The sequence below is a fragment of the Roseimarinus sediminis genome, assembly GCF_050433125.1.
In the GTDB taxonomy this organism is placed as follows: Bacteria; Bacteroidota; Bacteroidia; order Bacteroidales; family Prolixibacteraceae; genus Roseimarinus; species Roseimarinus sediminis.
In genome coordinates, this window is the sequence record NZ_JBNPXV010000003.1 from 40,215 (window position 1) to 63,013 (window position 22,799).

Sequence of the window (22,799 nt, forward strand, 5' to 3'; positions counted from 1 at the left end):
AAGACTTTTTCTTACTTCATACTGTTCAAACGCGCAAAGTAGTCACGTGTAGCCCCTTTCACTTTGGGAGCCAGCAACAAGGCAGCCAGCATGTTGGGAAAAGCCATGAGGGCATAGGCGCTGTCGATGAACGATACCACCACTCCGAGCGAAACCACTGAGCCAACAATGGCCGACAAAGAAATAATCCCGTTGTACCATTTTATTGAGCCTGTTCCAAAGATGAACGAACTGCATTTGGCACCATAATACGGAAAAGCAAACATGGTTGAAAGCGAAAAAAAGACAACACAGAGTATGAGTAAATAAGGTCCAAAGCCCGGAAGTGCCTTTTCGAAAGCCAGGGCAGTGAGTGTAATTCCATCGGCCGAAGCATCGTGCCACACACCGGTCACGATAATGGCCAGTGCCGTAAGGGTGCACACAATCAGGGTATCGATAATGGGGCCGAGCATGGCCACCAGTCCTTCGCGTACCGCTTCGTTGGTTTTTGCTGCTCCGTGCGCCAGCGGTGCGGTACCCATACCCGCCTCGTTCGAAAAGGCTGCCCGTTTTACACCCGTAATAATCAAGGCTCCCAATGCCCCGCCCATCACGGCATTGCCCGTGAATGCATCCTCGAGAATCAGCGAAAAAGCCGGACCAACTTCTGCGAAATTTTTAAAAACGATGTAAAGCACAGCAATCAGATACACTACAACCATCAGCGGAACCATACTGCCTGTTACTTTGCCGATGCGCTTTATTCCGCCAAAAATAACAAGGACCATTAATATACAGATAATGATGCCTGAAGCAAGATCACTTCCCCAGCCGGCATACCAGCCATTGGGAATTAACATGACATCGCGAAACACCTGGGTGAGTTGATTGGCCTGAAACACCGGCAGTACTGCAAACATCCCCGTTAAAGCAAAAAATACAGCCATGGGTCTCCATTTCCTTCCCAGGCCTTCAACGATGTAATACATGGGGCCACCCTGAATTTCGCCTGAAGAATCCTTCCCCCGGTACATTAGGGCAAGTGTACAAGTAAAGAATTTGGTGCTCACGCCCAGCAGGGCACTTACCCACATCCAAAAGATGGCCCCGGGACCTCCCATGGTAATGGCCACGGCCACCCCGCTGATGTTTCCCATTCCTACAGTAGCCGCCAGTGCCGTTGACAAGGCCTGGTAATGATTGATCTGACCCTTTTCCTCCGGATCGTCGTATTTACCGCGCAAAATAGCAATGGCATGCCTGAAATACCTGACGGGAATCAGTTCGGAATAAAAGAGAAAAAAAAGCCCGCCACCCAGTAATAAGATCAAAAGGGGAAAACCCCATACAAAATTGGCAAAAGCCGCTATGGCATTTTCAATCATTTCCATTGCAACAAAATACAGAAAAAATCTACTTTAAAAAAAGATCAACACAAGCATCAGGAATTCGACAGCCGGCTTACCATTATTATGAAAAATAATTTCTAAACAGGCATTGCCAATACAACTTAAAACAATATCTTGGGAAAAGCATGACTGAACAGGCACTGCAAGCGCGTAAGCCAAATCGGCATGCATAATGTTATATTGGTAACATTTATTGCTTAAACCATATTGCCATGGCAGAATATAAATATTTCAACAGGGACTTAAGCTGGTTGTCATTTAATTACAGGGTACTCGAAGAAGCAAAAGATCCTTCGCTCCCCCTGTATGAACGAATTAAATTTTTGGCGATCTATTCAAATAACCTCGAAGAGTTTTATCAGGTAAGAGTTAGTTACTACCGGCAGTTACTCGAAAATGAACACCTCATCCCATCAAAGGTAGCAGAAGTTAAACCAGACAGGATTCTGCAAAAGATCAACGAAACGGTTACCAGTTATCAGTTGGAGTTTCATCGTATTTTTGATGAAGAGATCATCCCTGAGCTCGAAAAAAATAACATCATACTATTAAATAAGAATTCAGAACTCACGGAAACTCAGCAAATACAGATCAACGAGATTTTTACACTCGAAATTCTGAGTACTTTACAGCCGGTGCTGCTGGCCAAGAAGCGCATACGCCCCTTCCTGAAAACAGGACAGGTTTACCTTGTGCTGGAACTGGTGATCAAAGAAGCTCCCTCGGCAGGAACAAAACACCGTAAACGTTACGGTCTGATTAAACTCCCTACCGACCACAATATTTCACGCTTCATTGAATTGAAACCATCGGATGGGAAATACTACATCATGTTTCTTGAAGACGTGATAATCCGGCATATTAACAAGCTCTTCCCGGGCTATCATGTGAAAGAGTGGTACACCGTCAAACTGACGCGTGATGCCGATCTCGAATACGACGAGTACGAAGAAGAGGAACTCATCGATGCCATTCAGAAGATATCATCGTCGCGAAAACTGGGTAAACCCAACCGTTTTTTGTACGACCGGCACATGCCACATCGCATATTAAAATACCTCGTTGACACTTTTCGTCTCGACAGCGACATACTGGTTCGGGGTGGTTCCTACCATAACTTCAGGGATTTCTTTAGCTTCCCCAACCCGCTTGCACCACAACTCGAAAATGAGAATCTTCCACCCCTGAGGATTCCCAGCCTCGATGCTGCCAGCGACCTGAAAAGCGCAATCGATCAGAAAGATTATCTACTGTCGGTTCCCTATCAGTCGTACGATTACTTTTTACGCTTTTTGGAACAAGCCGCACAGGATGATACAGTAACAGAAATTAAGGCAACCCAATACCGTGTAGCCGACCGGTCGGCTGTGGTGAATGCCCTGATGAATGCAGCTGAAAATGGCAAAAAGGTGACGGTGTTTGTCGAGCTGAAAGCCCGCTTCGACGAAGAAATGAACCTTCGTTATTCGGCCGAAATGATCAAAGCCGGCATTCACATATTTTACAGTATTCCGGGTTTAAAAGTACATGCTAAAGCAGCAATGATTATTCGCGACAAGGAACGTTTTCCTACAGCCAAAGACCAGGCTTACATCGGAACAGGAAATTTCAATGAAAAAACAGCCAGACTATACAGCGACCACGGGCTTTTCACCTCCAACCCCGAAATCATTCACGACCTGCACAAGCTGTTTGATTATCTTGAACATCAGAACGAAAAAATTAGATTCAAACATCTGCTGGTTCCGGGCTTCAACCTGATCGCCAAATTTGGCCGGCTGATCGCCCGCGAAATTGAACATGTAAGGAAAGGACACAAAGGATACATTCTATTAAAAATGAATGGCCTGCAGGATCCCAACATGGTCGAAATGCTTTACCGCGCCAGTGAAGCCGGGGTTAAAATCGATCTGATCGTAAGGGGAATCTGCATACTGAAACCCGGCCGGAAGTTCAGCAAAAACATTCGCATCATCCGCATCATCGATCGTTTTTTGGAGCATGCCAGGGTGTATGTATTCCATAACAATGGCGATGAAAAAGTTTTCATCGGATCGGCCGACTGGATGAAACGCAACCTCTACCGGCGTGTTGAATGTGTGGTTCCCATTCTTGATCGCGACTTGAGAAAAGAAGTGATCGAAATTCTGAACATACAGCTTGCCGATAATGTAAAAGCATGCGAAATAGGGCAAAAAATGGAGAATATCCGCATCAGCAATCAGCAGGCTAAAGTACAGTCACAACTAGCAACCTATGAATATCTGAAAGAAAAGTATCCAAGAATACGCCCCGATCACGAAGAATAAGCCTTTGTTTTTCAAAAAAACAGAGACTGTTTTCTACATCATCACGAAACGCACGCTCGCTTAAATGATGGGTTATGTAATGATTAATTGATTTATCAACATCGGGTTAAGCTTTTTTTCATTGCATAATAGTACTATCTTTGTTTTCTTGTTTTAAAAGACAGAAGCATTGGCCTTTAAGGTCAGCTCTAATGAACCTATATCATAACAAATAATCACTTAAAAATGAGTAACACACTAACAAACAAGGCTGCCGACAACATTCGGATTCTGGCTGCAGCCATGGTTGAAAAAGCAAACAGTGGCCACCCCGGCGGGGCCATGGGTGGTGCCGATTTCATCAATATCCTGTATTCTGAATACCTCAACTACGATCCCAGCGACATGACCTGGATCAACCGTGACCGGTTTTTCCTTGACCCCGGACACATGTCACCCATGTTGTATGCCCAGCTTGCGCTGACCGGCAATTTCAGCATGGAAGACTGTGCCAACTTCCGTCAGTGGGGAAGCGTTACCCCGGGTCACCCCGAGTTGGACGTTGAAAGAGGTGTTGAAAACACATCAGGACCACTCGGACAGGGACATGTGATGGCAGTGGGTGCAGCCATCGCCGAACGTTTCCACGCAGCTCGCTTTGGTGAGTGGATGACTCATAAAATCTACACCTTCATCTCCGATGGTGGTGTTCAGGAAGAAATCTCTCAGGGTGCCGGACGTATTGCCGGTTATCTGGGACTGAGCAACCTGATTATGTTTTACGATTCGAACGACATTCAGCTATCGACCGAAACCGATGCTGTTACGACCGAAGATACAGCAAAAAAATACGAAGCCTGGAACTGGAAAGTAATCACCATCAACGGAAACGATGCTGACCAGATCAGAAAGGCCCTCGACGAAGCCAATAAGGAAACTGAAAGACCTACCATCATCATTGGTAAAACCATTATGGGAAAAGGCGCTGTGACCGAAACAGATGCCAATTTCGAACGTCAGTGCTCTACGCACGGACAACCATTGAGTGGTGCCGGTGCTTCGTTCGAAAAGACCATCAGTAACCTGGGAGGCGATCCTGAAAACCCCTTTGTTATTTTCCCCGAAGTACAGGAATTCTATGCCCAACGCAAGGAAGAACTGATCAAAAAAGCAGCACAGAAAAAAGCAGAGCAGGCCAAATGGGAAGCCGAAAATCCTGAGCTGGCTGTTAAACTGAAAAAATTCTTCTCGAACGATGTGCCTGCTGTCGATTTCAGCAAAATAGAACAAAAAGCAGGAAGTGCCACCAGGGCTGCCTCAGCGGCTGTACTTTCGGTGTTTGCAAGCGAGGTAGAAAACATGGTTGTTGCTTCGGCCGACCTTTCCAACTCAGATAAGACCGACGGCTTCCTGAAAAAAACAACGGCTTTCACAAAAGGTGATTTCAGCGGACAGTTTTTTCAGGCAGGTGTTAGCGAACTCACCATGGCTGCCATCATGAACGGCATGGCGCTGCACGGTGGAATTATTCCTGTATGTGGAACTTTCTTTGTTTTCAGCGACTACATGAAACCAGCTGCACGTTTGGCTGCCCTCATGGAATTGCCGGTTAAATATGTTTGGACCCACGATGCCTTCCGCGTAGGCGAAGACGGCCCTACCCACCAGCCCGTAGAGCAGGAAGCTCAGATTCGTTTGCTTGAAAAACTGCAAAACCACAGCCATAAGAATTCAATGCTGGTGCTTCGTCCGGCCGACGCCAACGAAACCACCGTTGCATGGAAAATGGCACTTGAAAACATCAGTACACCAACTGCGCTGCTGCTTTCACGTCAGGGCATTAAAAATGTAACTACCTACGAAACTGCTCAGGCAGCCGAAAAAGGTGCTTACATCATCAGCGACAGCGAAGGAACTCCCGACGTTATCCTGCTTGCCAGTGGTTCGGAAGTGAGCACACTTGCAGCCGGAGCTGAACTACTCGAAAAAGACGGTATCAAATGCCGCATCGTATCGGTTCCTTCCGAAGGTTTGTTCCGCACACAAAGCGCCGAATACCAGGAAGCAGTGCTGCCTAAAGGCGTTACCAAATTTGGTATGACTGCCGGATTGCCTGTTACCCTCGAGGGGCTTGTGGGTGCCGATGGAAAAGTATTCGGTCTTGAATCGTTTGGCTTCTCGGCTCCTTATCAGGTACTCGACGACCAACTTGGCTTCAATGGTCAAAATGTGTACAAGCAGGTAAAAGCTTTACTGGCCTGATTCGTTCCATCATAAAATCATCAAAACCACCGGCCTTCTCATGTCGGTGGTTTTTTTTATGCTATTAAGCTGCTGCTTTACTTTTTTAATGAATCCCTTAATTAAGATCATCGTATTGCTTACCATTTTCTTCATGGCATGAGTGCAGATTTTAGTATAGGCAAATACGTATTCTTCTCACATATTTTGCTAAATTGAGGGGGTAAACCAAAGCTAAGTACTATGAAATTACTGCTACCTTTATTGCTGTTTTTTGCTTTTTCGAACCTTGCAAGGGGAAACGAAAAACCTGCCCAGATCAAAGCACTGCTCGACGAGGTACACCTCATCGCGATGAGTGAATTAGAAGGTGCTGAACCCATAGCTGCTGTTGATGATTTGCTAAGCGATGCCGACGACAAAACCATTGTACTCACCAGGGAAAACATTCAGGAAAGCCTTGAAGAGGCTGTTCAATACCGTTACGTGATCATCATTGTCGAAAATCATACGCTGGTGCGCATCACCAACCTTAACGATTGTAGCCAATCGGGAGTATGGGAAGCCTGCATGCCTTATGGCAGAGGATTAATCCAATATTCAGGAGAATTGCGCGAAGAAACAGGTTATATCAACCAGTTGATTGGAGTCCCCGACGGTCAGTTACGAAAAATGTACCTTTTCAGATAAAAACTTTTCCTAAATTTGCAGCATTATTTAAAAACTGATCATGCTGAATCCATACTTTCAGGTTAACGAATACCATACACCGGCCAATAAGAAGCGCATTATCTGGGACCGACTGTCCTTAGGCACAAGTTTCTATTTCAACCTCCGGTTTTTACGCTTCGTGCTTTCTAACCGAAAAATTGCACTAAAGGGAAACTACGACACAGCGCGCTGGGCCTTAAGTTCGGTGGAGATTTTTAACTTTCTTGAAGATTGTGGTGCCCACTTCCACATCGAAGGTTTTGAACACCTCGATGCCGTAAAAGATGAGCCCGTTGTGTTTATCAGCAACCACATGGGAACGCTCGAAACCATGGTCTTTCCCGGGCTGATTGCTCCGGTTAAGGAAGTCACCTTTGTGGTGAAGGACAGCCTTACGGGCAACCCCTTGTTTGGCCCCATCATGCGTGCGCGTAACCCAATTACAGTGGGGCGCAATGATTCGCGCAACGATTTGATCAAGGTGATTAACGAAGGAAAACAGAAGCTGTCCGAAGGTACTTCGGTGATAATTTTCCCGCAAAGTACCCGTACCACAGCTTTCGATCCCGAAAAGTTCAATTCACTTGGTATTAAACTGGCGCAAAAAGCAAAGGTAAGGGTGGTTCCCATGGCCATTAAAACCGACTTTTGGGCCAATGGTCGTCTTGTAAAAGACCTTGGAAGAGCCCAACGAAATGAACCGGTGCACATTAAATTTGGAGCTCCTATGGAAATCAACGGAACGGGAAAAGCCGAGCACCAGACCATCGTCGAATTCATTGGCGAACATCTAAAACAGTGGAACAGCAGGTAAAACAGTAAAAACTTCCTCAACAAGCCTACAAGGTAATAAGCAGCTAACGAAAAGGAAATGTTAGAAAACTATCAAAACGAACTGATTCAAACAGGAATCGTACTTGTATCGATGGCCGTCATCAGGTTTGTTACCCGCCATTCGATTAACCGTGCATTGAAGAAATTTCATTTCAGCCTTCAACGCAGGCGAATCACGGTCAAGATCATCAATTTCTTCCTGTTACTGGGTGCCTTTGTGGCCGTAGTGGCCATCTGGGGTATTGAAAAAGAGAAACTCTTTCTCTTTTTATCATCGGTTGTAACCATTCTGGGGATCGCCTTTTTTGCCCAATGGTCGATCCTATCGAACATTACAGCTGGGTTGATTCTCTATTTCAACCACCCGATGAAAATTGGCGACCGGATCAAGGTGCTGGAAAAGGATTTCATCATCGAAGGCCAGATCAACGATATTACCTTTTTCTTTGTACATTTAAAAACCGCCGAAGGTGAGCACATCACCATTCCCAATTCGGTGGTACTGCAAAAAAACATTGCCACCTCGCACATTGAGAAGCATCAACACACCGGAAAATTAAAATAATTCCTCGGCATAGCGCCCCTGCTGTTTTAGCAGCTCAACTGTTATTTTACCTTCCAGAATGCGATCGCACCGTTTTCTGACTTCTTCGCCCATGGGCACTGAGCCGCAAACATACACAGCGGCTCCCTGGCTGATCCAGTTGATCAGTTCAGCCTTATTTTCCTCAAGCAGTGCCTGCACATAAGCGGGTTTTTCTCCCCGTGAAAAGGCAGTATGGAGATGGTTCAGACTTCCGTTTCGTTGCCAGACTTCCCATTCGGCCCTGTACAGGAAATCAAAGTCCTTGTTTCGTTCTCCCAGCATGAGCCACACCGGAGCATGATGATCACGGCCTTCCAGCTCCTGCATAAAAGCCCTGAAGGGAGCAAGTCCCACCCCATTGGCAATCATAATTACAGGAGTTTCCTGATTCCCCGGAAGGTGAAAGTCAGGATTGGGAACCACCCTCACCGTAATGACCTGTCCAATTTCGAGCCGGTGGTTCAGATAAGGGGTGGCAACTCCCTTTTCGAGTGTACGAATCAACAAATCGGCTTTGTTGGCGCTCACTTTTTGCGACGAGGCCACCGAATAATAACGAGGCTGCATGGGAGTCAACAGCTGTAGGAAACTTTCGGTGGTAAATTTGGCAGGAAACTCTTCCAACAGCTGAATCATTCCTTCCTTTCCACCCGAAATTCGTGTCGAACTTCTTTCAGCTATCAAGGCCTGAAGTGCTTCACTTCGTGCTGTATCGTTATAACGTCTGAGTGTGGTGGAAGACAGACGTGATAATTCAAAACGCTCTGTCAGGGCTTCCCTTAGCGGGGAGAAATCTTCCTGTGGATGGTAGCTGCCAAGTAATGCAATAATTCGTTCTACCACCTCCTGATCGTTCTGCGGGGTGATGGCCAGCGAATCGCCGGGCTGATATTGAAATTCAGCATCGTCAACACCAATGGTCAGTTGAAAAACTTCCTTGTCCGACCGTTCATCATTAACTCTGCACCGATTGAGTACCCGGGCAGTGAACTGCTTTTTGCCTTCGCTGATAAAACCGACATCACTGCTGGAATTCTTATTCTGCTGAAATTCTTCAACAAGCGACCGGATCCACTGGCGCACCGGCTTTTCATATTCGACGTCGCACTCGGCAGGCGGGGCAAGCGGTCGTGCTCCTGCCGCCTGCAATTTCTGATGGATGCTTCGGCCGGGAAGGCAGAAATGCTCATAGGTCTTATCTCCCAAAGCACATACCGAATAAGACAAATGCGGTAGCGGCTGATCAAACGCCATTAATTGCCGGTAAAACTTTTCGGCTGCCTGAGGTGGTTCTCCTTCTCCATGCGTACTGATGATCAGTAAGAGGTTCTTTTCTTTCTCCAAGCTGCTAATGTCGTATTGCTTTACATCCTTGCACAAATTAACAATGCCCTTTTTCCTGAGTACCTCGGCCGTTTTTTTTGCAATGAACTTTGAATTTCCGGTATGCGTACCATAGAGAATGGTTACATCGGCTTCGATTTTTTTCTTCTTTAAAAATGAAAACATACCTTTTACTGACTTCAATTTAAATTTCACCAGCTATAACAATTAAAAGTCGATTTTGATTTTTCTTTTTGGCCTGATCCGATACCACCATATCAAAAAACCACTAATTGGCATCGAAGCAGCCAGCAAAGCGATAAAAAAAGCAATGATCTTTCCAGGCAGTCCCAGTATGGCCCCCACATGGATGTCGTAATTCATGCTGATCAGTTTTTCGCCTCTGCTTAAGTCCCCAAAACCTTTACTGTCGATCAACTCACCGGTATAGGGGTTGAAGTTTTCAAGCCAGGCTTTGTAATAAACCGGTTCACTTTCCTTTACATAAGTACCGATGGGACCAAACGAAGCACCTGGCGCACTTCGAATCATAATTGAATAAGCTTCGGGATGGCGTTTGACTGAATTTTGGTAGACCTTGTCATAAATGGCATCGACCTGCATCTGCTCATCGTTTTCAGCCAGGCTGCTTTTACTTTCAGGGAGTGCTGTACTGAAATTGGCCACCACGACCACCAGCGCCATAAACCATTTGAAAGCCCACACCATTCCGGTGAACGACAACAAGAGCGTAAATGGAATGGAATAAAAACCCAGTACATTGTGGATATCACGGTTCAGCACCTTCCATTTTCGGGTCGGTCGGATCACAAAAGCCTGTTTCTTCGCTTTCTTCCCAAAGGGCCACCACAACAGCAGTCCCGAAAGCAGCCCGATCACAAAAAGCAAAACAGTGTAGCCTACAATGGGCTGACCATAACGTGTATTCAGCAAAAAGCTCCAGTGAAACATTTTCACCAGCTGAAAGAATTCATACTTATGGTTGAGTACTTTCAAAACCTCTCCGTTGTAAGGATTGATATATACCAGCCAATCGTATTCACACCAGTTGAAATAACTGACTTTTTCAGGATTGTGGTGATAAGCTTTAAACTCCCAGGCCCTGTCAGCTTCAGCGAATGTGTTGACATAATCGATCGGGGCATTTTCACCCAGGGTGTCCTGAGCAATTTTCCACAGTGCATCGAGTGGCAGGGGGCTTAGCCCTGCTTGATCGACATAGCGGTGTTGCCGGTGTACTTTGTTGTAAATTTCGTCACGAAAGGCATACATGGCCCCGCTGATAGAAATCAGAAACACCAGCAGCCCGGACACAAGTCCGAGCCACAGATGTATCTTTCTGTTCACTTGTTTAAAACTGATCATTCCTCCTACTCTGCTTTATAAATGGCCTGCACTTCGATTCCATCGATCGAGGCACCTTTTTCGGCGCTGGCTGTTACCGGATCGACGGCATACACATTTACGTTCTCCCCGTCGTTGACCGACAGGTATACCTTCCCGTCATCAAGTAAAAAAGGAGTACTGTATTGGCCACCATGCAGCGGAATGTCTTCAACATCGCGTACCGTTTGATTTTCCAGATCGAGTATCACCACCTTAAAGTTGGGAACTGTCACTTTAAAGGCGGTCCAGGCACCGGGTACTTCGGCAGTCTGATCGGGAACAATACGGGCAACAGCCAATCCCTTACCGGCATAGGCAGCTGTAAGCACCTTGTAGCCACTGATGGCTTCCACATCGAAAAAATAGTCAGGGTCGAATTCGCTTTCCCCGGCATTTACCCTTAAGATACCCGACGACGCAGCCACTTCGGTATAACCGGCAGCATACGAAGCGGGAGAAATAGTGTACAAGTTTCCGGCTTCATCCAGCATCATTGCAGGTGAACTTCCATAATAACCAATGGGCCCAGTGCGATCGTCCTTAATCGTTTTAATATATTCCAGTTCGGGATAGCTGAACAGGCTAATGTAGGCTGTGTCGACAACAGGAGTTGCCCAGGTGCTGCCATGCAGGGGGTAAAACGAAACATACAAGTACTCATCCTTCAGCACAATCGAAGTGGGCCACTTGTTCAGGGTATCGTTTTCGGAGATGGTATAAAGCGGATGTACCACTTCATTTTCAACAGCCACCCCTTCTACATCGATGAGCTGAATGGTGCAATCGTACGATCCTCCGCCCCAGGGAGCCCCAATGCTCACAAAGGCATCGCCCAGTGCCGGGCTCATACAGTCCATGCGCTCGAATACCATTTTGCCTGCCTCGTTAAAGACACCCTCTTCATCTAATTCATACCCTATCAGGTTATTATCGCCATATCCCACACTGAAGAATTTATTGGCTGCCGCAGTGTAGTAGCGCCAGCCCTGTTGTTCTACGCCCCGGCCAACAGCCGAAATTTCACCCTCGCTCAGACTTTCGGCTGTTAACAGATAGTCGGCTGTTTCGTTATTGGTTCCCAGCGACCTGAGCGCCAGCACATAGCCTGCCGTATTGCTTTCAGGTTCAGGTACATCTTCGCTACAGGCAGTAAATAGCAAAGAGAAAGACAGCAAGGCCAACATTATTTTCAGAGAAAAAGCTACTTTGTTCATTTTTATTTCTTTTAAAGGTTTAACTATTTGGAGATAAAATATCTGATTTTCACATTCAACGACCTTCCCGGCTTTTGCAGCGCATAATTGTCGTACAAGGCCCGGTTGAAGACGTTTCGACACTCGATGGAAACATTGTAACGCTTATTCAGCGACCAAGTAACAGAGGCATTGTGTGAAAGCTGTCGGGGAATGGTGTATTTGGCTGAAGGGACGCCCAGGTTGGGCCACTTCAGATAAAAAGCCTCGACAAACACCACCGACCAGTTAACACTGGTTTTCGAATTCTTTAGCAGAAAATCATCGAAGGTCATGCCTGCCGACAAATTGCTGAACCAATATGGAACATTGGGAATGCGCACCTTGTAATAACCGGTGGACGCATCCAGGTTAATCATGTTTTGATAGGTCGTATTCCATTCAAAGTTGAAGCGCTGCATGTACTGGTATTTCACATTGCCCTCGAAACTATTCACCCTAGCACTTCGCAGGTTCTGATACTGACTGGTGATGGCAGCCACATCGAGCCGGATCAGATCGCTGGCCAGTCGGTACAGATAATTTCCTTCGACCAGCAGCCGGTGTTTCGACGACAGCAGATTCCACATGATGCCCGCATTCAGGTTCTGACTGCTTTCGGGTTTCAGGTAGGGATTGTTTTTCAGCAGGAAGCCATCGCCCATCAGTTCGTACACTTCGGGAAGGCGGTAGGTATTTTCGTACGATACTTTCAACTGTACTTCGGGCCTGATAAACCAGGTAGAAGCCGCACCAAAACTTTGCCGCATAAAGGCCTGCCTGTTTTGGGCATAACTCCCCCACGCGGCTTCCACCACTTCGACCTCCATGGCAAAGCGCTTATAAAAAATATTGGTTGAAAGCCGCTCATCGAGGGCTTTGTTCTGATACCCTGCCCCCAACACATGTTTGTTCAACACATTGGGTTCGTCAAAAGGGATGATGTAAGGACTGAGCGGATCGCTTCCCTCACGGCGGAACCAGGCATAGTTATGATTCAGCACAAAAGCATGTCGCGAATTCAGTTCATAGCTTACATTGCTGCTGGTGCTTACACTCCGGTCGTTAAAGCTGAAAAGCGATTTGTCGCGCGACAGCTCACCCGAAGTACCAATGGCTTCAACATAATAGTCGCCATGCCAGTTGTACTGACGCGAACTGCTGTCGGCCACCAGCGAGTTGCCATGAAGCAACGAACTGTAGAAACGCACATCGAGGCCTTCGGTAAAAAGCGCTTCTTTTTTGTATTTCAACGAGGCCACCAGCTGTTCGTTGGTACGATAAACCTGACCTGCCACCTGGTTCATGTTCACACCGGTTTGAATTTCCTTGTAATTGCCCGAAGCGATGATTCCTGCCATCAGCTGATCAGCAAAGCGGCGATTTTGCCAGCCGGCTTCAAGCTGCAACATGCCCGAACGATAGGTATCGTTAAAGCGTTCTACACTTTCGACGCCCTTAAAGGCCCTGGTTTCATTGTCGTAAATTTCGACATCAACCTTGTAATTATTGTCAGAATAAGAAGCAAAGGCGTTGATTCCGGCTGTAAAACCACTTTCGGGATGAACATGCCTGCTCAGCAGCGACAGCCGGTGGGTATTAAATGAACCCAGGCTGTACGACGCGTCGACAAAACTTTTCACATCGCTGCGGGTAACTATGTTCACGGCACCACCCAGCGCATCCGATCCCAGATCGACCGGCACCACTCCTTTGTACACCTCAATTTGTTCAGCCATGTTAATGGGAATGTTGTTCAGCGACATGGATGAACCGTAATAATCCATGGGCACACCATCGATAAAAAACTTGATCTGCCTTCCTGAAAAACCATTCAGACTGAAATTGAAGCCGGATCCCAGGCCGCCTTCTTCACGGATTCTTACACCGGTGACCTTCCCCAGTACCAGATTAATATCCTGGTTAGTATTTTGCAAGGGTTCGGCATCGATGGCCGAAATGGTAAAAGCCTGTTGCCGGGCCTGTGCTGCCTTGCTCTTTCCGGTAATCAACACCTCACTCACTGCAAGATCTACCGGATCGAGCACTATTTCAAGCACTTTATCAGTAAGACCATCCATCCTGAATGTGGATGTGTATTCACTGAAACCCAGGCATTGTACCCTGATCAGGTATTCCCCCTCGCTTACATCCGCTATGGAAAAAAAACCCGCAGCATCGCTTACCGTTCCCCTGCCACTTTCTTCGATCAGTAAGGCAGCAAAGGGCACGGCTGTACCATCGTCGGATGAGATAACCTTTCCACGAATAACGGCCGATTTGTTTTGTCCGAGGAGCAGGATCGGACAAAACAAAAGCAGGAAATAAATCAATAGTTGCCTGGACAATTTTATGGTTTGTTGCATTGATTAATAAAAAATGAAATGAACTGATGCAACAAAACTATTACCTCCACTTAGGGGCAACAATACCAAGATATAATGAATTTAGGGCAAAAAGCGGGCAAGAATCAAACGCATACAGACCTCAACAACAGGACTATAAGAAATTCATCTCATAAGATGTTGGTATTTTATTAAACGCGCAAAAAAGCCGTATACAGGCAGGAAGTATAAAAAAACTCCCCCCGGGCGGGAGGAGTTTTGTGTTTTAAAGTTCCAGATCGATGTCGTGCAATTCGACCCAGGGCAGGCCCTGTTTGGCCACTTCTTCGAGGAAGGGATCGGGATTAAATTCTTCAACGTTGAATACACCTTCGCCTTTCCATATTCCTTTAAGGTACATCATTGCACCCACCATGGCGGGCACCCCGGTGGTGTAACTAACTCCCTGGGCACCTGTTTCCTTGTAGGCCACTTCGTGACTGCAATTATTGTAAATGTAATAGGTCTTTTCTTTTCCGTCTTTGATACCACTGATGCGGCATCCAATTGATGTTTCGCCGGTATAGTTTTCGCCCAGCTCGCCCGGATCGGGCAATACCGCTTTCAGGAACTTGATAGGAACAATTTCCTTTCCTTCAAATACAATGGGTTCAATTCCGGCCATGCCTATGTTTTGAATTACCCGCAGGTGGGTCAGGTATTCCTGGCCAAAAGTCATCCAGAAACGGGCTCTTTTGAGCGTCGGAAAATTCTTCACCAGCGACTCAAGCTCTTCGTGATAAATAAGGTACGACTCTTTGGGTCCGATATTGGGATAGTTCAATGGCTGATGAATTTCGTGCGGTTCAGTGAGTTTCCATTCGCCATTCTCCCAGTATTTGCCCTTCTGGGTCACCTCCCTGATGTTAATCTCCGGGTTGAAATTGGTGGCAAATGCCTTTCCGTGATCACCGGCGTTGCAATCGACAATATCGAGCGTATGCAACTCGTCGAAATGATGCCTGGCAGCATAGGCAGTATAGATACTGGTAACACCCGGGTCGAAACCACAACCCAGAATTCCTGTAATTCCAGCCTCTTTAAACTTATCCTGATAAGCCCACTGCCAGCTGTATTCAAATTTAGCTTCATTCTCGGGCTCATAATTGGCCGTATCGAGGTAGGCAGTTTTGGTCTCGAGACAGGCATCCATGATGGTCAGATCCTGGTATGGCAAGGCCACATTCACCACAATGTCGGGCCGAAACGATTGGATCAGTGCAACCAGTTCGGGCACTTTGTTGGCATCAACCTGTGCTGTTTGGATACGGTTCCCCCCCACTGCTGCTGCAATGGCATCACATTTCGATTTTGTACGGCTGGCAAGCATGATGTCGGTAAAAACATCGGCATTGGCTGCCATTTTGTGAGCAACTACGGTGCCTACACCGCCTGCTCCGATTATGAGTACTCGTCCCACTAAGTTTTTTGTTTTTAAATGGTTATGCAATCTTTCAAATAAAGTGTGGCAAATATCTGCTTTTTTTCAAAACTGCCACCTTTACAATATCATCTTTTTTATTCCAAATTCAAAAAAAAATGCGCATTTAATAGGTCCTAAAAACGTTCATTCGTCCCAAATCGGGACGAAACAACAAGGTTCTGAAAATATAAAAAACTGTATACTTGCGTCTTACATTTTTAGGCACTTGAATTGCTAAAGGCGGCAAGGTTTTTTAAATGACAATTTTGATGAGCATTACAGTGAAGCAGTTATTTATTTTTATTTTATTACTGCTCGGTGCAGGCAGCGCAACAGCAGGAAAGCAGGGATCGTTCGCAGGCTACCGGCAACTTACCGACAAACAGATTTTGTTTGTATCGACCAAAGGAGTTCAGGTAGTTTTCAATGCCTACGACAATTACAATCTGGGAATGGAGTGCCACAGTGAAACTGCTGGTTCAACACTGATTTTACCGGAGCACATTGCGCAACACCGCGAATTGCAGGGGTCAATTTATATTGAAGAGCTCGACGAGCTGATGCAGCTTACTACCACAACGAACGACGGGCTGCTAATCATTGTTGACAAACGAAATTTCGAATTTACCTTCATCGACAAGGAAACGAAACTCGAAATTCAGCCTGAACATCCCCTGCTATCGGGAACCATCAGCAAAAACAATAAAATTATTGCATTTATTCCTTCCGGCGATTCGACACAACAAGCAGGCGATAACCGCTTGTGAAATACGAGGGGAAACGTGAATTGGGACGAGGCTGCCTTCAGGGGCAGCCTTTTTTGTGTTCAGCTGCACAGCCAACAGGGAATGATTAAGATGAACAAAGTGGTTTTTGGATGAAGCCCAATATTTTTTGATAAGGCTTTAAGAGCTTTTGATGATGACCTTGCTGATTTTGATGATGACCATGCTGTTTTTGATGAGGGTTTTGCGCACTTTCGATGACCTTCGAAAAAACACTTTTGTTCATCCAAATGACAACATTGCTCATCAAAAGTTGCAAGTTGAGCATCAAAAGGTCTAAGTTTTTCATCCAAACGACAACATTCAACATCAAAAAGAAAACTTTACTCATCCAAACGTCAACATTCAACGTCAAAAAGAAAACTTTACTCATCCAAACGTCAACATTCAACGTCAAAAAGAAAACATTGCTCATCTAAAGCTGCAAGTTGAGCATCAAAAGGTCTAAGTTGTTCATCCAAACGACAATATTGAGCATCCAAACTATAACATCGAGTATCAAAAAAATCAGGTTTGAAATCTAAATGCCAAAGCAAAGCAAGCAACTGTGCAAGTACTCTGGAAATAGCAGCTGCTTAAGAACTTTTGTGTAATGTTTCTTTGTATTTTTAAACTTTGTCAATACTTTTCGGCAGCTACGTGCTGCGTAGGCAGGGCACTCACAATTAAAATTTTAATTATGGATTTAAAAGACATTCAAAAACAACTTGACCAGGTGAAGAATGAGCAGAACAATCGGTCGATTCCTAAATTTGAAGGATATTCGCCATTTGAGATGCACCAGATTTTGCATTTTACATTCAGGAAAGACAGCCCGATTCAATTGCAGCCTTTATCGGACAGCGACTACAAAGAAATCCCGATACTCAACCAGATCAGGTATTTAACCGAGGTGATTGAAAAAAATGGTGAGCTTAAATTAACAAGTAAGGGATTCCTGCCCACAAAAATTGTTTCTGACCTCTATCAACAAGGATTCTTAAAAGATTACTATATTGAGAAGGGACTTTCTAAACTATACAAAGAGACTGATTCAATGACGGTTAATTTAACCCGAATATTGATTGAGCTTTCCGGATTGACTAAAAAGAGAAACGGAAAACTAAGTCTGACAAAAAATACAAGTAAAGTACTGGATGACAATTTCAAATTATTAGAATTATTATTATCAACGTTCGCAACGAAATTCAATTGGGCTTATTACGATGGCTATGGTGAGAACCAGATTGGACAACTCGGATATGGATTTTCAATGATTTTATTATCAAAATACGGACACGAAAAGCGCCCGGATTCATTTTATGCCGAAAAGTATTTTAAAGCCTTTCCGCAGTTGCTCGATTATTTAGAACCCGATTATGATACCTTAGAAAGATACTCGGCAAGATGTTATTCAATTCGGACTTTTGAGAGATTTTTGGATTATTTTGGATTGGTAAAGATTGACACAGAAGGGAAAAGACTTGATTCAATAAGATCTATCACAAAAACAGATTTATTCGACAAATTAATCAAATGTACGCCACACAAGCAATAGCTTAAGGGAGTTTAGCACTGCCAGGCCGCCCCCTGCCTGTTTGCAAAATACCAACAACAAGCGCAATGTCGGGTAAATGTCGTGCAAGTGCTGTTGGAAAGTTACCTGAATAAGTCTGAAATTTGACATCAAAAAAAGAATATGGAAACAGGAAAGCTTATCAAAGAATTACGCCTGAAAAAGGGCATGACCCAGGACGAGTTGGCTAATAAGACTAAAATCAGCAGCAGAACAATACAACGCATCGAAAACGGCGAAGTAGTTCCCCGGTCGCACAGCCTTCAGATGATTGCCAGGGCACTTGATGTTGATTTTAATATGTTTGTTAAGCCTGAAACAGACAAGATTCAGCCAAATCATATGAAAGACAACAACAACTATCTGGGTCTGCTTCATTTAAGTGCCATCGTTCCCCTCATCGTTCCTACAATTTTGATATGGAATCTGAAAAAAGATATCGTAAACAGCCTCACTGAACATTATCGTACGGTTATGTCCTTTCAAGTGATGATTCTTGGCGTTGTGCTGGGATGTTTATGGGTTTATTGGTGGACCGGTCAGTTAATCCCCTTAATTGGTGTATTGTTTATGAACGCCCTTTTTTCAATATTCAATACCTTAAAAGTAATGAGCGGAGAACCCTATTTAAAAATGCCATTTATTAAAAAATGAAACAATTCAACTACGACAACTTCGACTTGTAATCTTCGTATCCAAAACTTCGCAAGAGCTGAAAGCCATCGCGCTCATTCCATTTGCCAATCGAAGGATGCTGAACACCGTTAAAGAAGGTGGTCTTCACCATGGTATAGTGGATCATGTCGTCGAACACAATGCGATCGCCCGCTTTTAATTCTTTATCGAACGACCAATAACCGACGTAATCGCCTGAGAGGCAGGAGTTCCCCCCCATACGGTAAGTAGCTTTACCTTGCACGGGTTCGTAATGACTGCCAATAATTCGGGGTTTGTAGGGCATTTCAAGACAGTCGGGCATGTGGGCGGCAAACGAAACATCGAGCATGGCGGTTTTGATTCCGTGGTTCTCCACCACATCGAGCACGGTCGAAACCAGGTAGCCGGTTTCCCAGGCAAAGGCGCTTCCCGGCTCCAGAATCACCTCAAGGCCGGTACGTGTGCGGAAATCAATCAGCAAATCGACCAGGTGATCGATCATGTAATCCTTGTGCGTCATCAGATGACCGCCTCCCATGTTCACCCATTTGATCTGATTGAAATAGCGGCCAAATTTATCTTCAAAAGCCTTCAGCGTTTTTTCCAGATCGAACGATTTTGATTCACACAGCGTGTGAAAGTGCAGTCCTTCGATGGCTTCAGGCAGCCGGTCGGGCAACTGGGCGGCAATCATGCCCAGCCGTGATCCCGGGGCACAGGGGTTGTACAATTCGGTTTCCACTTCGGAGAACTCTGGATTGACACGCAGTCCCAACGAAACCTTCTTTTCCTGCTTTTGTACCAGAGGTAAAAACCGTTCGAACTGACTCAGTGAATTAAAAGTAATGTGACTGGAATAAGACAAGATCGAAGGAAAATCCTCATCGGTATAAACCGGCGCATAGGTATGGGCCGGTGCACCAAATTCTTCGGCTGCCAGACGGGCCTCATTCAGCGAACTGGCAGTACTTGCTCCAATGTATTTTTTCACCAGCGGAAAAGCACTCCACATGGCAAAACCCTTAAATGCCAATATAATATCGATGCCTGCCCTTTCTTTTACCGAAGCGATCAATTTTAAATTGCGTTCGAGCAAATGTTCATCGAGTACAAAGCAGGGAGAAGGTATTTTGGAAAAGTCAATGGCCATCTTACATCGTTTTCAGCACTTCGCCAATTTCACGGAAAGTAACATCACTCACGGGGCAAAGGGGCAAACGCAGTGCATTATCTATCATTCCGCGCTGATTCAGAACGGCTTTCACTCCTGCCGGATTGCCATCAACAAAAAGCAATTCAATCAGGTCGGCATAGCTTTCCTGAAGTGCTTTGGCATCGGCTGACTGATCGATGCATTGACGGGTAAGCTGCACCACTTCGGCAGGAAAAGCGTTGGCCATGACCGAGATAACACCGTCGCCTCCCAGCGAGGCAATGTCGTAAATCATGGCATCGTCGCCACTAAGTACCAGAAAATCGGCAGGTGCATTTTCAATAATGGTTTTAATTTGTTTTTTATCGCCCGATGCTTCCTTTACTCCAATAAATTTATCGGAGGCTTTTGCCAGCCGCAGGGTGGTGGCTGCTTCCATGTTAACTCCGCTGCGCGAGGGAACATTGTATAACACAATGGGGACAGGGCTCACTTCGGCAATGGCCATAAAATGAAGGAAAAGACCTTCCTGGGTGGGTTTATTGTAGTAGGGAACAACCGAAAGAATGGCATCGACGCCTTCGAGGTCGGCCGATTGAATATGGCTGATCACTTCGGCTGTATTGTTACCACCAAAGCCAACCATCAGCGGCAGACGTCCGTTCACTTTTTTTCTGATAAAGCGGTACACCTGATGCCGTTCATCGTGGCTCAGGGTCGCCGTTTCGGCGGTAGTTCCCAGAGCAACCAGGAAATCGACCCCGCTTTCGATCTGGTATTCCAATACCCTGCCCAGGGCATCAAAATCGACACTGAGGTCGTTTTTAAACGGTGTAATAACTGCTGGTCCGGTACCTTTAAATAGCTTCATACTTTAAAATTTCTTTTTGTTTATTGCGTAATTCAAATGACGTTGCACCTCAAACAGACCTGTATGCCATCCGAAACGAAAGAAAAACTTTCTTCAGCACCCTTCAGTTGTTAACAACATTCAGGCGTTCGATGGTTAAGGTCAACTGATCAATAAGCGCTGAAACGTTCATTTGTTCAATTCTGATGGTCAAATCAAAAATTTTACTGCCAGGAAAGGCATTCACTTTAAAATGCGCCTGCGAAAGAGCGCACACATAAGCTGCTGCCTCGTTTTGCTGACTGGTCAGACAAAGCAGCAAATCGAAGTCCCTGCTTACAAAGTCCTCAATCAGTTTTTTGTCAGGAAGTCTCCAAAAGTTAAGATCCGATTGATAGATCGTGTCTTCACTTTCCTTTCCTGAACGCGCTTCGTCCGAAAAATAAATATACCCAAGCGTGGCATTTGCAGCCAGCGCGCTGCCGGCAATATTCTCTTTCAGTCCGAGGTCGCAAACAATTCCCATACTCCGGATATTGGCTGATGAAGGAAACACCACTGTTCGTTGGTTGTTTCTCAGCGCCTTAGCGATGCGACCTTGTCTAATTCTGTCTTTAAATCCGTTGATGCTCACTCAACAAAAATACAAAATGTATGAAGTCAAAAAATTATCCGGTACAAATTCTTCTTTATTTTAACCTTTTGCTGACAAAAGGGCATAAAAAAAGGATGTCCAACATCAGGACACCCTTGCACAGTTTCTTTTGATTATATGCTGTACAAAAGATGCTTATTCAGGTGAAATAGCTTCAACCGGACATACTTCTGCACATGAGCCGCAATCGGTACACAGTTCCGGATCGATCGTATAGATATCTCCTTCAGCAATAGCTTCAACGGGGCATTCATCAATGCAGGTACCACATGCGATGCATTCGTCAGAAATTACATAAGCCATAATCAGTTCATTTAAATGTTATCAATAATTCGGGCAAATGTAATAAGTTATTTGAAAAATCAAAGGCATATTTTATCAGCTTTTAATGATTCAGAACCAGTCTTAACAAAGGAAGTGCGCTCAAACTATTTTGAAATACGGAAGTAATTTCTAATTTTGAATCATTACAAATAACACAAAAGAAACAACTAACCATGACCGACAATTTTCTAATTGCCATTTTACTAACGGCATTTGCCGGGCTTTCGACCGGAATTGGAAGTTCCATTGCCTTTTTTGCCCGTCGTACCAATACCAAATTACTATCGTACGTTCTGGGCTTTTCAGCAGGAGTGATGATTTATGTTTCTTTCGTGGAAATATTCCCGGCGGCGCTTGATGAATTTAGCAAAAACCTGAGTGAGCAACGGGCCCATGTTTTTACCATTGTTTCCTTTTTTGTGGGCATGCTGGTAATTGCCCTGATCGACAAACTGATCCCATCGGTGGAAAACCCGCACGAGGTCCGCTCGGTCGAAGACATGGACAATACCAGTAAAGAAAAGCGTTTTAACCGCCTGTACCGCATGGGTATTATGACCGCATTGGCCGTAGCCATTCACAATTTCCCCGAAGGAATTGCCACCTTCATGGCTGCGTTGAATGACCCCTCGGTTGGGATTGCCATTGCAGTGGCCATTGCCATCCACAACATACCCGAAGGAATTGCGGTTTCGGTGCCCATTTATTACGCCACCGGAAGCCGGCGAAAAGCCTTTGTTTTATCCTTTCTTTCAGGCATTGCCGAACCAATTGGCGCCCTGTTGGCTTATTGGCTCTTAATGCCTTTTCTGAACACCGGCAACTCCGGAATTATTATAGGTGCTGTTTTGGCCGCAGTGGCTGGAATTATGGTTTTCATCTCGCTCGATGAATTATTGCCCACCGCCGAAGAATACGGCGAACACCACATTTCAATTTACGGCGTGGTAAGCGGCATGATCGTTATGGCACTCAGTCTGGTAATACTGGCCTGATATAA

At 45.4% G+C, this 22,799-nt stretch carries 20 protein-coding genes; 9 read left to right on the forward strand and 11 right to left on the reverse strand.

The window, feature by feature from the left end:
* Window positions 1-11 precede the first annotated feature (11 nt).
* Window positions 12-1,373: an alanine/glycine:cation symporter family protein gene (locus FHS86_RS04810; protein ID WP_429411698.1), complete on the reverse strand. Its 1,362-nt coding sequence runs from the start codon at window positions 1,371-1,373 to the stop codon at window positions 12-14.
* Between the two features lie 230 nt (window positions 1,374-1,603).
* On the opposite strand from FHS86_RS04810, the gene ppk1 reads away from it, so the two are divergent.
* From ppk1 to FHS86_RS04835, 5 genes are all read left to right on the forward strand, one after another.
* The gene (ppk1, locus tag FHS86_RS04815; protein WP_429411700.1) at window positions 1,604-3,700 is read left to right on the forward strand and encodes a polyphosphate kinase 1; all 2,097 of its coding nucleotides are present in this window, start codon (window positions 1,604-1,606) and stop codon (window positions 3,698-3,700) included.
* 225 nt (window positions 3,701-3,925) lie between these two features.
* On the forward strand, window positions 3,926-5,941 hold the full coding sequence (locus FHS86_RS04820; protein ID WP_429411702.1) for a transketolase family protein: 2,016 nt from the start codon (window positions 3,926-3,928) through the stop codon (window positions 5,939-5,941).
* Between the two features lie 222 nt (window positions 5,942-6,163).
* A complete protein-coding gene (locus FHS86_RS04825; protein WP_429411704.1) occupies window positions 6,164-6,610 on the forward strand; it encodes a hypothetical protein in 447 nt (148 codons plus the stop codon).
* 40 nt (window positions 6,611-6,650) lie between these two features.
* Entirely contained in the window at window positions 6,651-7,445 is a 795-nt protein-coding gene (locus FHS86_RS04830; protein ID WP_429411706.1) for a lysophospholipid acyltransferase family protein, read from the forward strand.
* Window positions 7,446-7,502: 57 nt separating this feature from the next.
* Entirely contained in the window at window positions 7,503-8,030 is a 528-nt protein-coding gene (locus FHS86_RS04835) for a mechanosensitive ion channel domain-containing protein (RefSeq protein WP_429411708.1), read from the forward strand.
* Here FHS86_RS04835 and FHS86_RS04840 read toward each other — a convergent pair.
* The 5 genes from FHS86_RS04840 to FHS86_RS04860 all read right to left on the reverse strand — a co-directional run bounded on the left by FHS86_RS04840 (window position 8,022) and on the right by FHS86_RS04860 (window position 15,817).
* Window positions 8,022-9,560 carry a diflavin oxidoreductase gene (locus FHS86_RS04840; protein WP_429411710.1) on the reverse strand — a complete coding sequence of 513 codons (1,539 nt, stop codon included), beginning with the start codon at window positions 9,558-9,560 and terminating at the stop codon, window positions 8,022-8,024. The two genes, FHS86_RS04835 and FHS86_RS04840, sit on opposite strands and share 9 nt — an antisense overlap.
* Window positions 9,561-9,602: 42 nt before the next feature.
* The gene (locus tag FHS86_RS04845; protein WP_429411712.1) at window positions 9,603-10,742 is read right to left on the reverse strand and encodes a PepSY-associated TM helix domain-containing protein; all 1,140 of its coding nucleotides are present in this window, start codon (window positions 10,740-10,742) and stop codon (window positions 9,603-9,605) included.
* Window positions 10,743-10,765: 23 nt separating this feature from the next.
* On the reverse strand, window positions 10,766-11,995 hold the full coding sequence (locus tag FHS86_RS04850; protein ID WP_429411714.1) for a DUF4374 domain-containing protein: 1,230 nt from the start codon (window positions 11,993-11,995) through the stop codon (window positions 10,766-10,768).
* A gap of 23 nt (window positions 11,996-12,018) precedes the next feature.
* Entirely contained in the window at window positions 12,019-14,379 is a 2,361-nt protein-coding gene (locus FHS86_RS04855) for a TonB-dependent receptor (protein ID WP_429411716.1), read from the reverse strand.
* A gap of 244 nt (window positions 14,380-14,623) precedes the next feature.
* Entirely contained in the window at window positions 14,624-15,817 is a 1,194-nt protein-coding gene (locus FHS86_RS04860) for a saccharopine dehydrogenase family protein (protein WP_429411718.1), read from the reverse strand.
* Window positions 15,818-16,089: 272 nt separating this feature from the next.
* Between FHS86_RS04860 and FHS86_RS04865 the strand changes: the two genes are divergently transcribed.
* Window positions 16,090-16,587, forward strand: a complete 498-nt coding sequence (locus tag FHS86_RS04865; protein ID WP_429411720.1) for a hypothetical protein — start codon at window positions 16,090-16,092, stop codon at window positions 16,585-16,587.
* 85 nt (window positions 16,588-16,672) lie between these two features.
* Here FHS86_RS04865 and FHS86_RS04870 read toward each other — a convergent pair whose 3' ends face one another.
* Window positions 16,673-17,020, reverse strand: a complete 348-nt coding sequence (locus tag FHS86_RS04870) for a hypothetical protein (RefSeq protein WP_429411722.1) — start codon at window positions 17,018-17,020, stop codon at window positions 16,673-16,675.
* 264 nt (window positions 17,021-17,284) lie between these two features.
* Here FHS86_RS04870 and FHS86_RS04875 point away from each other — a divergent pair, with 264 nt between their 5' ends.
* Window positions 17,285-18,142 (forward strand): hypothetical protein, encoded by an 858-nt coding sequence (locus FHS86_RS04875; protein WP_429411724.1) that lies wholly within the window; start codon window positions 17,285-17,287, stop codon window positions 18,140-18,142.
* Between the two features lie 141 nt (window positions 18,143-18,283).
* Complete coding sequence (locus FHS86_RS04880) at window positions 18,284-18,814, forward strand: helix-turn-helix domain-containing protein (protein ID WP_429411726.1); 531 nt, start codon at window positions 18,284-18,286, stop codon at window positions 18,812-18,814.
* Window positions 18,815-18,824: 10 nt separating this feature from the next.
* On the opposite strand, the gene nspC is transcribed toward FHS86_RS04880, so the two are convergent.
* The 4 genes from nspC to FHS86_RS04900 all read right to left on the reverse strand — a co-directional run bounded on the left by nspC (window position 18,825) and on the right by FHS86_RS04900 (window position 21,778).
* Window positions 18,825-19,967, reverse strand: coding sequence for a carboxynorspermidine decarboxylase (nspC, locus tag FHS86_RS04885; protein WP_429411728.1), 1,143 nt, complete (start codon window positions 19,965-19,967; stop codon window positions 18,825-18,827).
* Window position 19,968: 1 nt separating this feature from the next.
* Window positions 19,969-20,841, reverse strand: coding sequence for a 4-hydroxy-tetrahydrodipicolinate synthase (gene dapA / locus FHS86_RS04890; protein ID WP_429411730.1), 873 nt, complete (start codon window positions 20,839-20,841; stop codon window positions 19,969-19,971).
* Window positions 20,842-20,944: 103 nt separating this feature from the next.
* Window positions 20,945-21,454: a DUF6913 domain-containing protein gene (locus tag FHS86_RS04895; protein WP_429411732.1), complete on the reverse strand. Its 510-nt coding sequence runs from the start codon at window positions 21,452-21,454 to the stop codon at window positions 20,945-20,947.
* Between the two features lie 156 nt (window positions 21,455-21,610).
* Entirely contained in the window at window positions 21,611-21,778 is a 168-nt protein-coding gene (locus tag FHS86_RS04900; protein ID WP_429411734.1) for a DUF362 domain-containing protein, read from the reverse strand.
* Between the two features lie 194 nt (window positions 21,779-21,972).
* On the opposite strand from FHS86_RS04900, the gene zupT reads away from it, so the two are divergent.
* The gene (gene zupT, locus FHS86_RS04905; protein ID WP_429411736.1) at window positions 21,973-22,794 is read left to right on the forward strand and encodes a zinc transporter ZupT; all 822 of its coding nucleotides are present in this window, start codon (window positions 21,973-21,975) and stop codon (window positions 22,792-22,794) included.
* Window positions 22,795-22,799: the final 5 nt, after the last annotated feature.

What these genes read in the sequence shown, in the direction of transcription:
- FHS86_RS04840 (WP_429411710.1), bottom strand. Translation starts at nt 9,560, where the DNA reads ATGTTTTCATTTTTAAAGAAGAAAAAAATCGAAGCCGATGTAACCATT.
- FHS86_RS04810 (WP_429411698.1), bottom strand. Translation starts at nt 1,373, where the DNA reads ATGGAAATGATTGAAAATGCCATAGCGGCTTTTGCCAATTTTGTATGG.
- FHS86_RS04875 (WP_429411724.1), top strand. Translation starts at nt 17,285, where the DNA reads ATGGATTTAAAAGACATTCAAAAACAACTTGACCAGGTGAAGAATGAG.
- FHS86_RS04850 (WP_429411714.1), bottom strand. Translation starts at nt 11,995, where the DNA reads ATGAACAAAGTAGCTTTTTCTCTGAAAATAATGTTGGCCTTGCTGTCT.
- FHS86_RS04870 (WP_429411722.1), bottom strand. Translation starts at nt 17,020, where the DNA reads ATGAGCAATGTTTTCTTTTTGACGTTGAATGTTGACGTTTGGATGAGT.
- FHS86_RS04865 (WP_429411720.1), top strand. Translation starts at nt 16,090, where the DNA reads ATGAGCATTACAGTGAAGCAGTTATTTATTTTTATTTTATTACTGCTC.
- ppk1 (WP_429411700.1), top strand. Translation starts at nt 1,604, where the DNA reads ATGGCAGAATATAAATATTTCAACAGGGACTTAAGCTGGTTGTCATTT.
- FHS86_RS04855 (WP_429411716.1), bottom strand. Translation starts at nt 14,379, where the DNA reads ATGCAACAAACCATAAAATTGTCCAGGCAACTATTGATTTATTTCCTG.
- dapA (WP_429411730.1), bottom strand. Translation starts at nt 20,841, where the DNA reads ATGAAGCTATTTAAAGGTACCGGACCAGCAGTTATTACACCGTTTAAA.
- FHS86_RS04830 (WP_429411706.1), top strand. Translation starts at nt 6,651, where the DNA reads ATGCTGAATCCATACTTTCAGGTTAACGAATACCATACACCGGCCAAT.
- zupT (WP_429411736.1), top strand. Translation starts at nt 21,973, where the DNA reads ATGACCGACAATTTTCTAATTGCCATTTTACTAACGGCATTTGCCGGG.
- FHS86_RS04820 (WP_429411702.1), top strand. Translation starts at nt 3,926, where the DNA reads ATGAGTAACACACTAACAAACAAGGCTGCCGACAACATTCGGATTCTG.
- FHS86_RS04835 (WP_429411708.1), top strand. Translation starts at nt 7,503, where the DNA reads ATGTTAGAAAACTATCAAAACGAACTGATTCAAACAGGAATCGTACTT.
- FHS86_RS04880 (WP_429411726.1), top strand. Translation starts at nt 18,284, where the DNA reads ATGGAAACAGGAAAGCTTATCAAAGAATTACGCCTGAAAAAGGGCATG.
- FHS86_RS04900 (WP_429411734.1), bottom strand. Translation starts at nt 21,778, where the DNA reads ATGGCTTATGTAATTTCTGACGAATGCATCGCATGTGGTACCTGCATT.
- nspC (WP_429411728.1), bottom strand. Translation starts at nt 19,967, where the DNA reads ATGGCCATTGACTTTTCCAAAATACCTTCTCCCTGCTTTGTACTCGAT.
- FHS86_RS04825 (WP_429411704.1), top strand. Translation starts at nt 6,164, where the DNA reads ATGAAATTACTGCTACCTTTATTGCTGTTTTTTGCTTTTTCGAACCTT.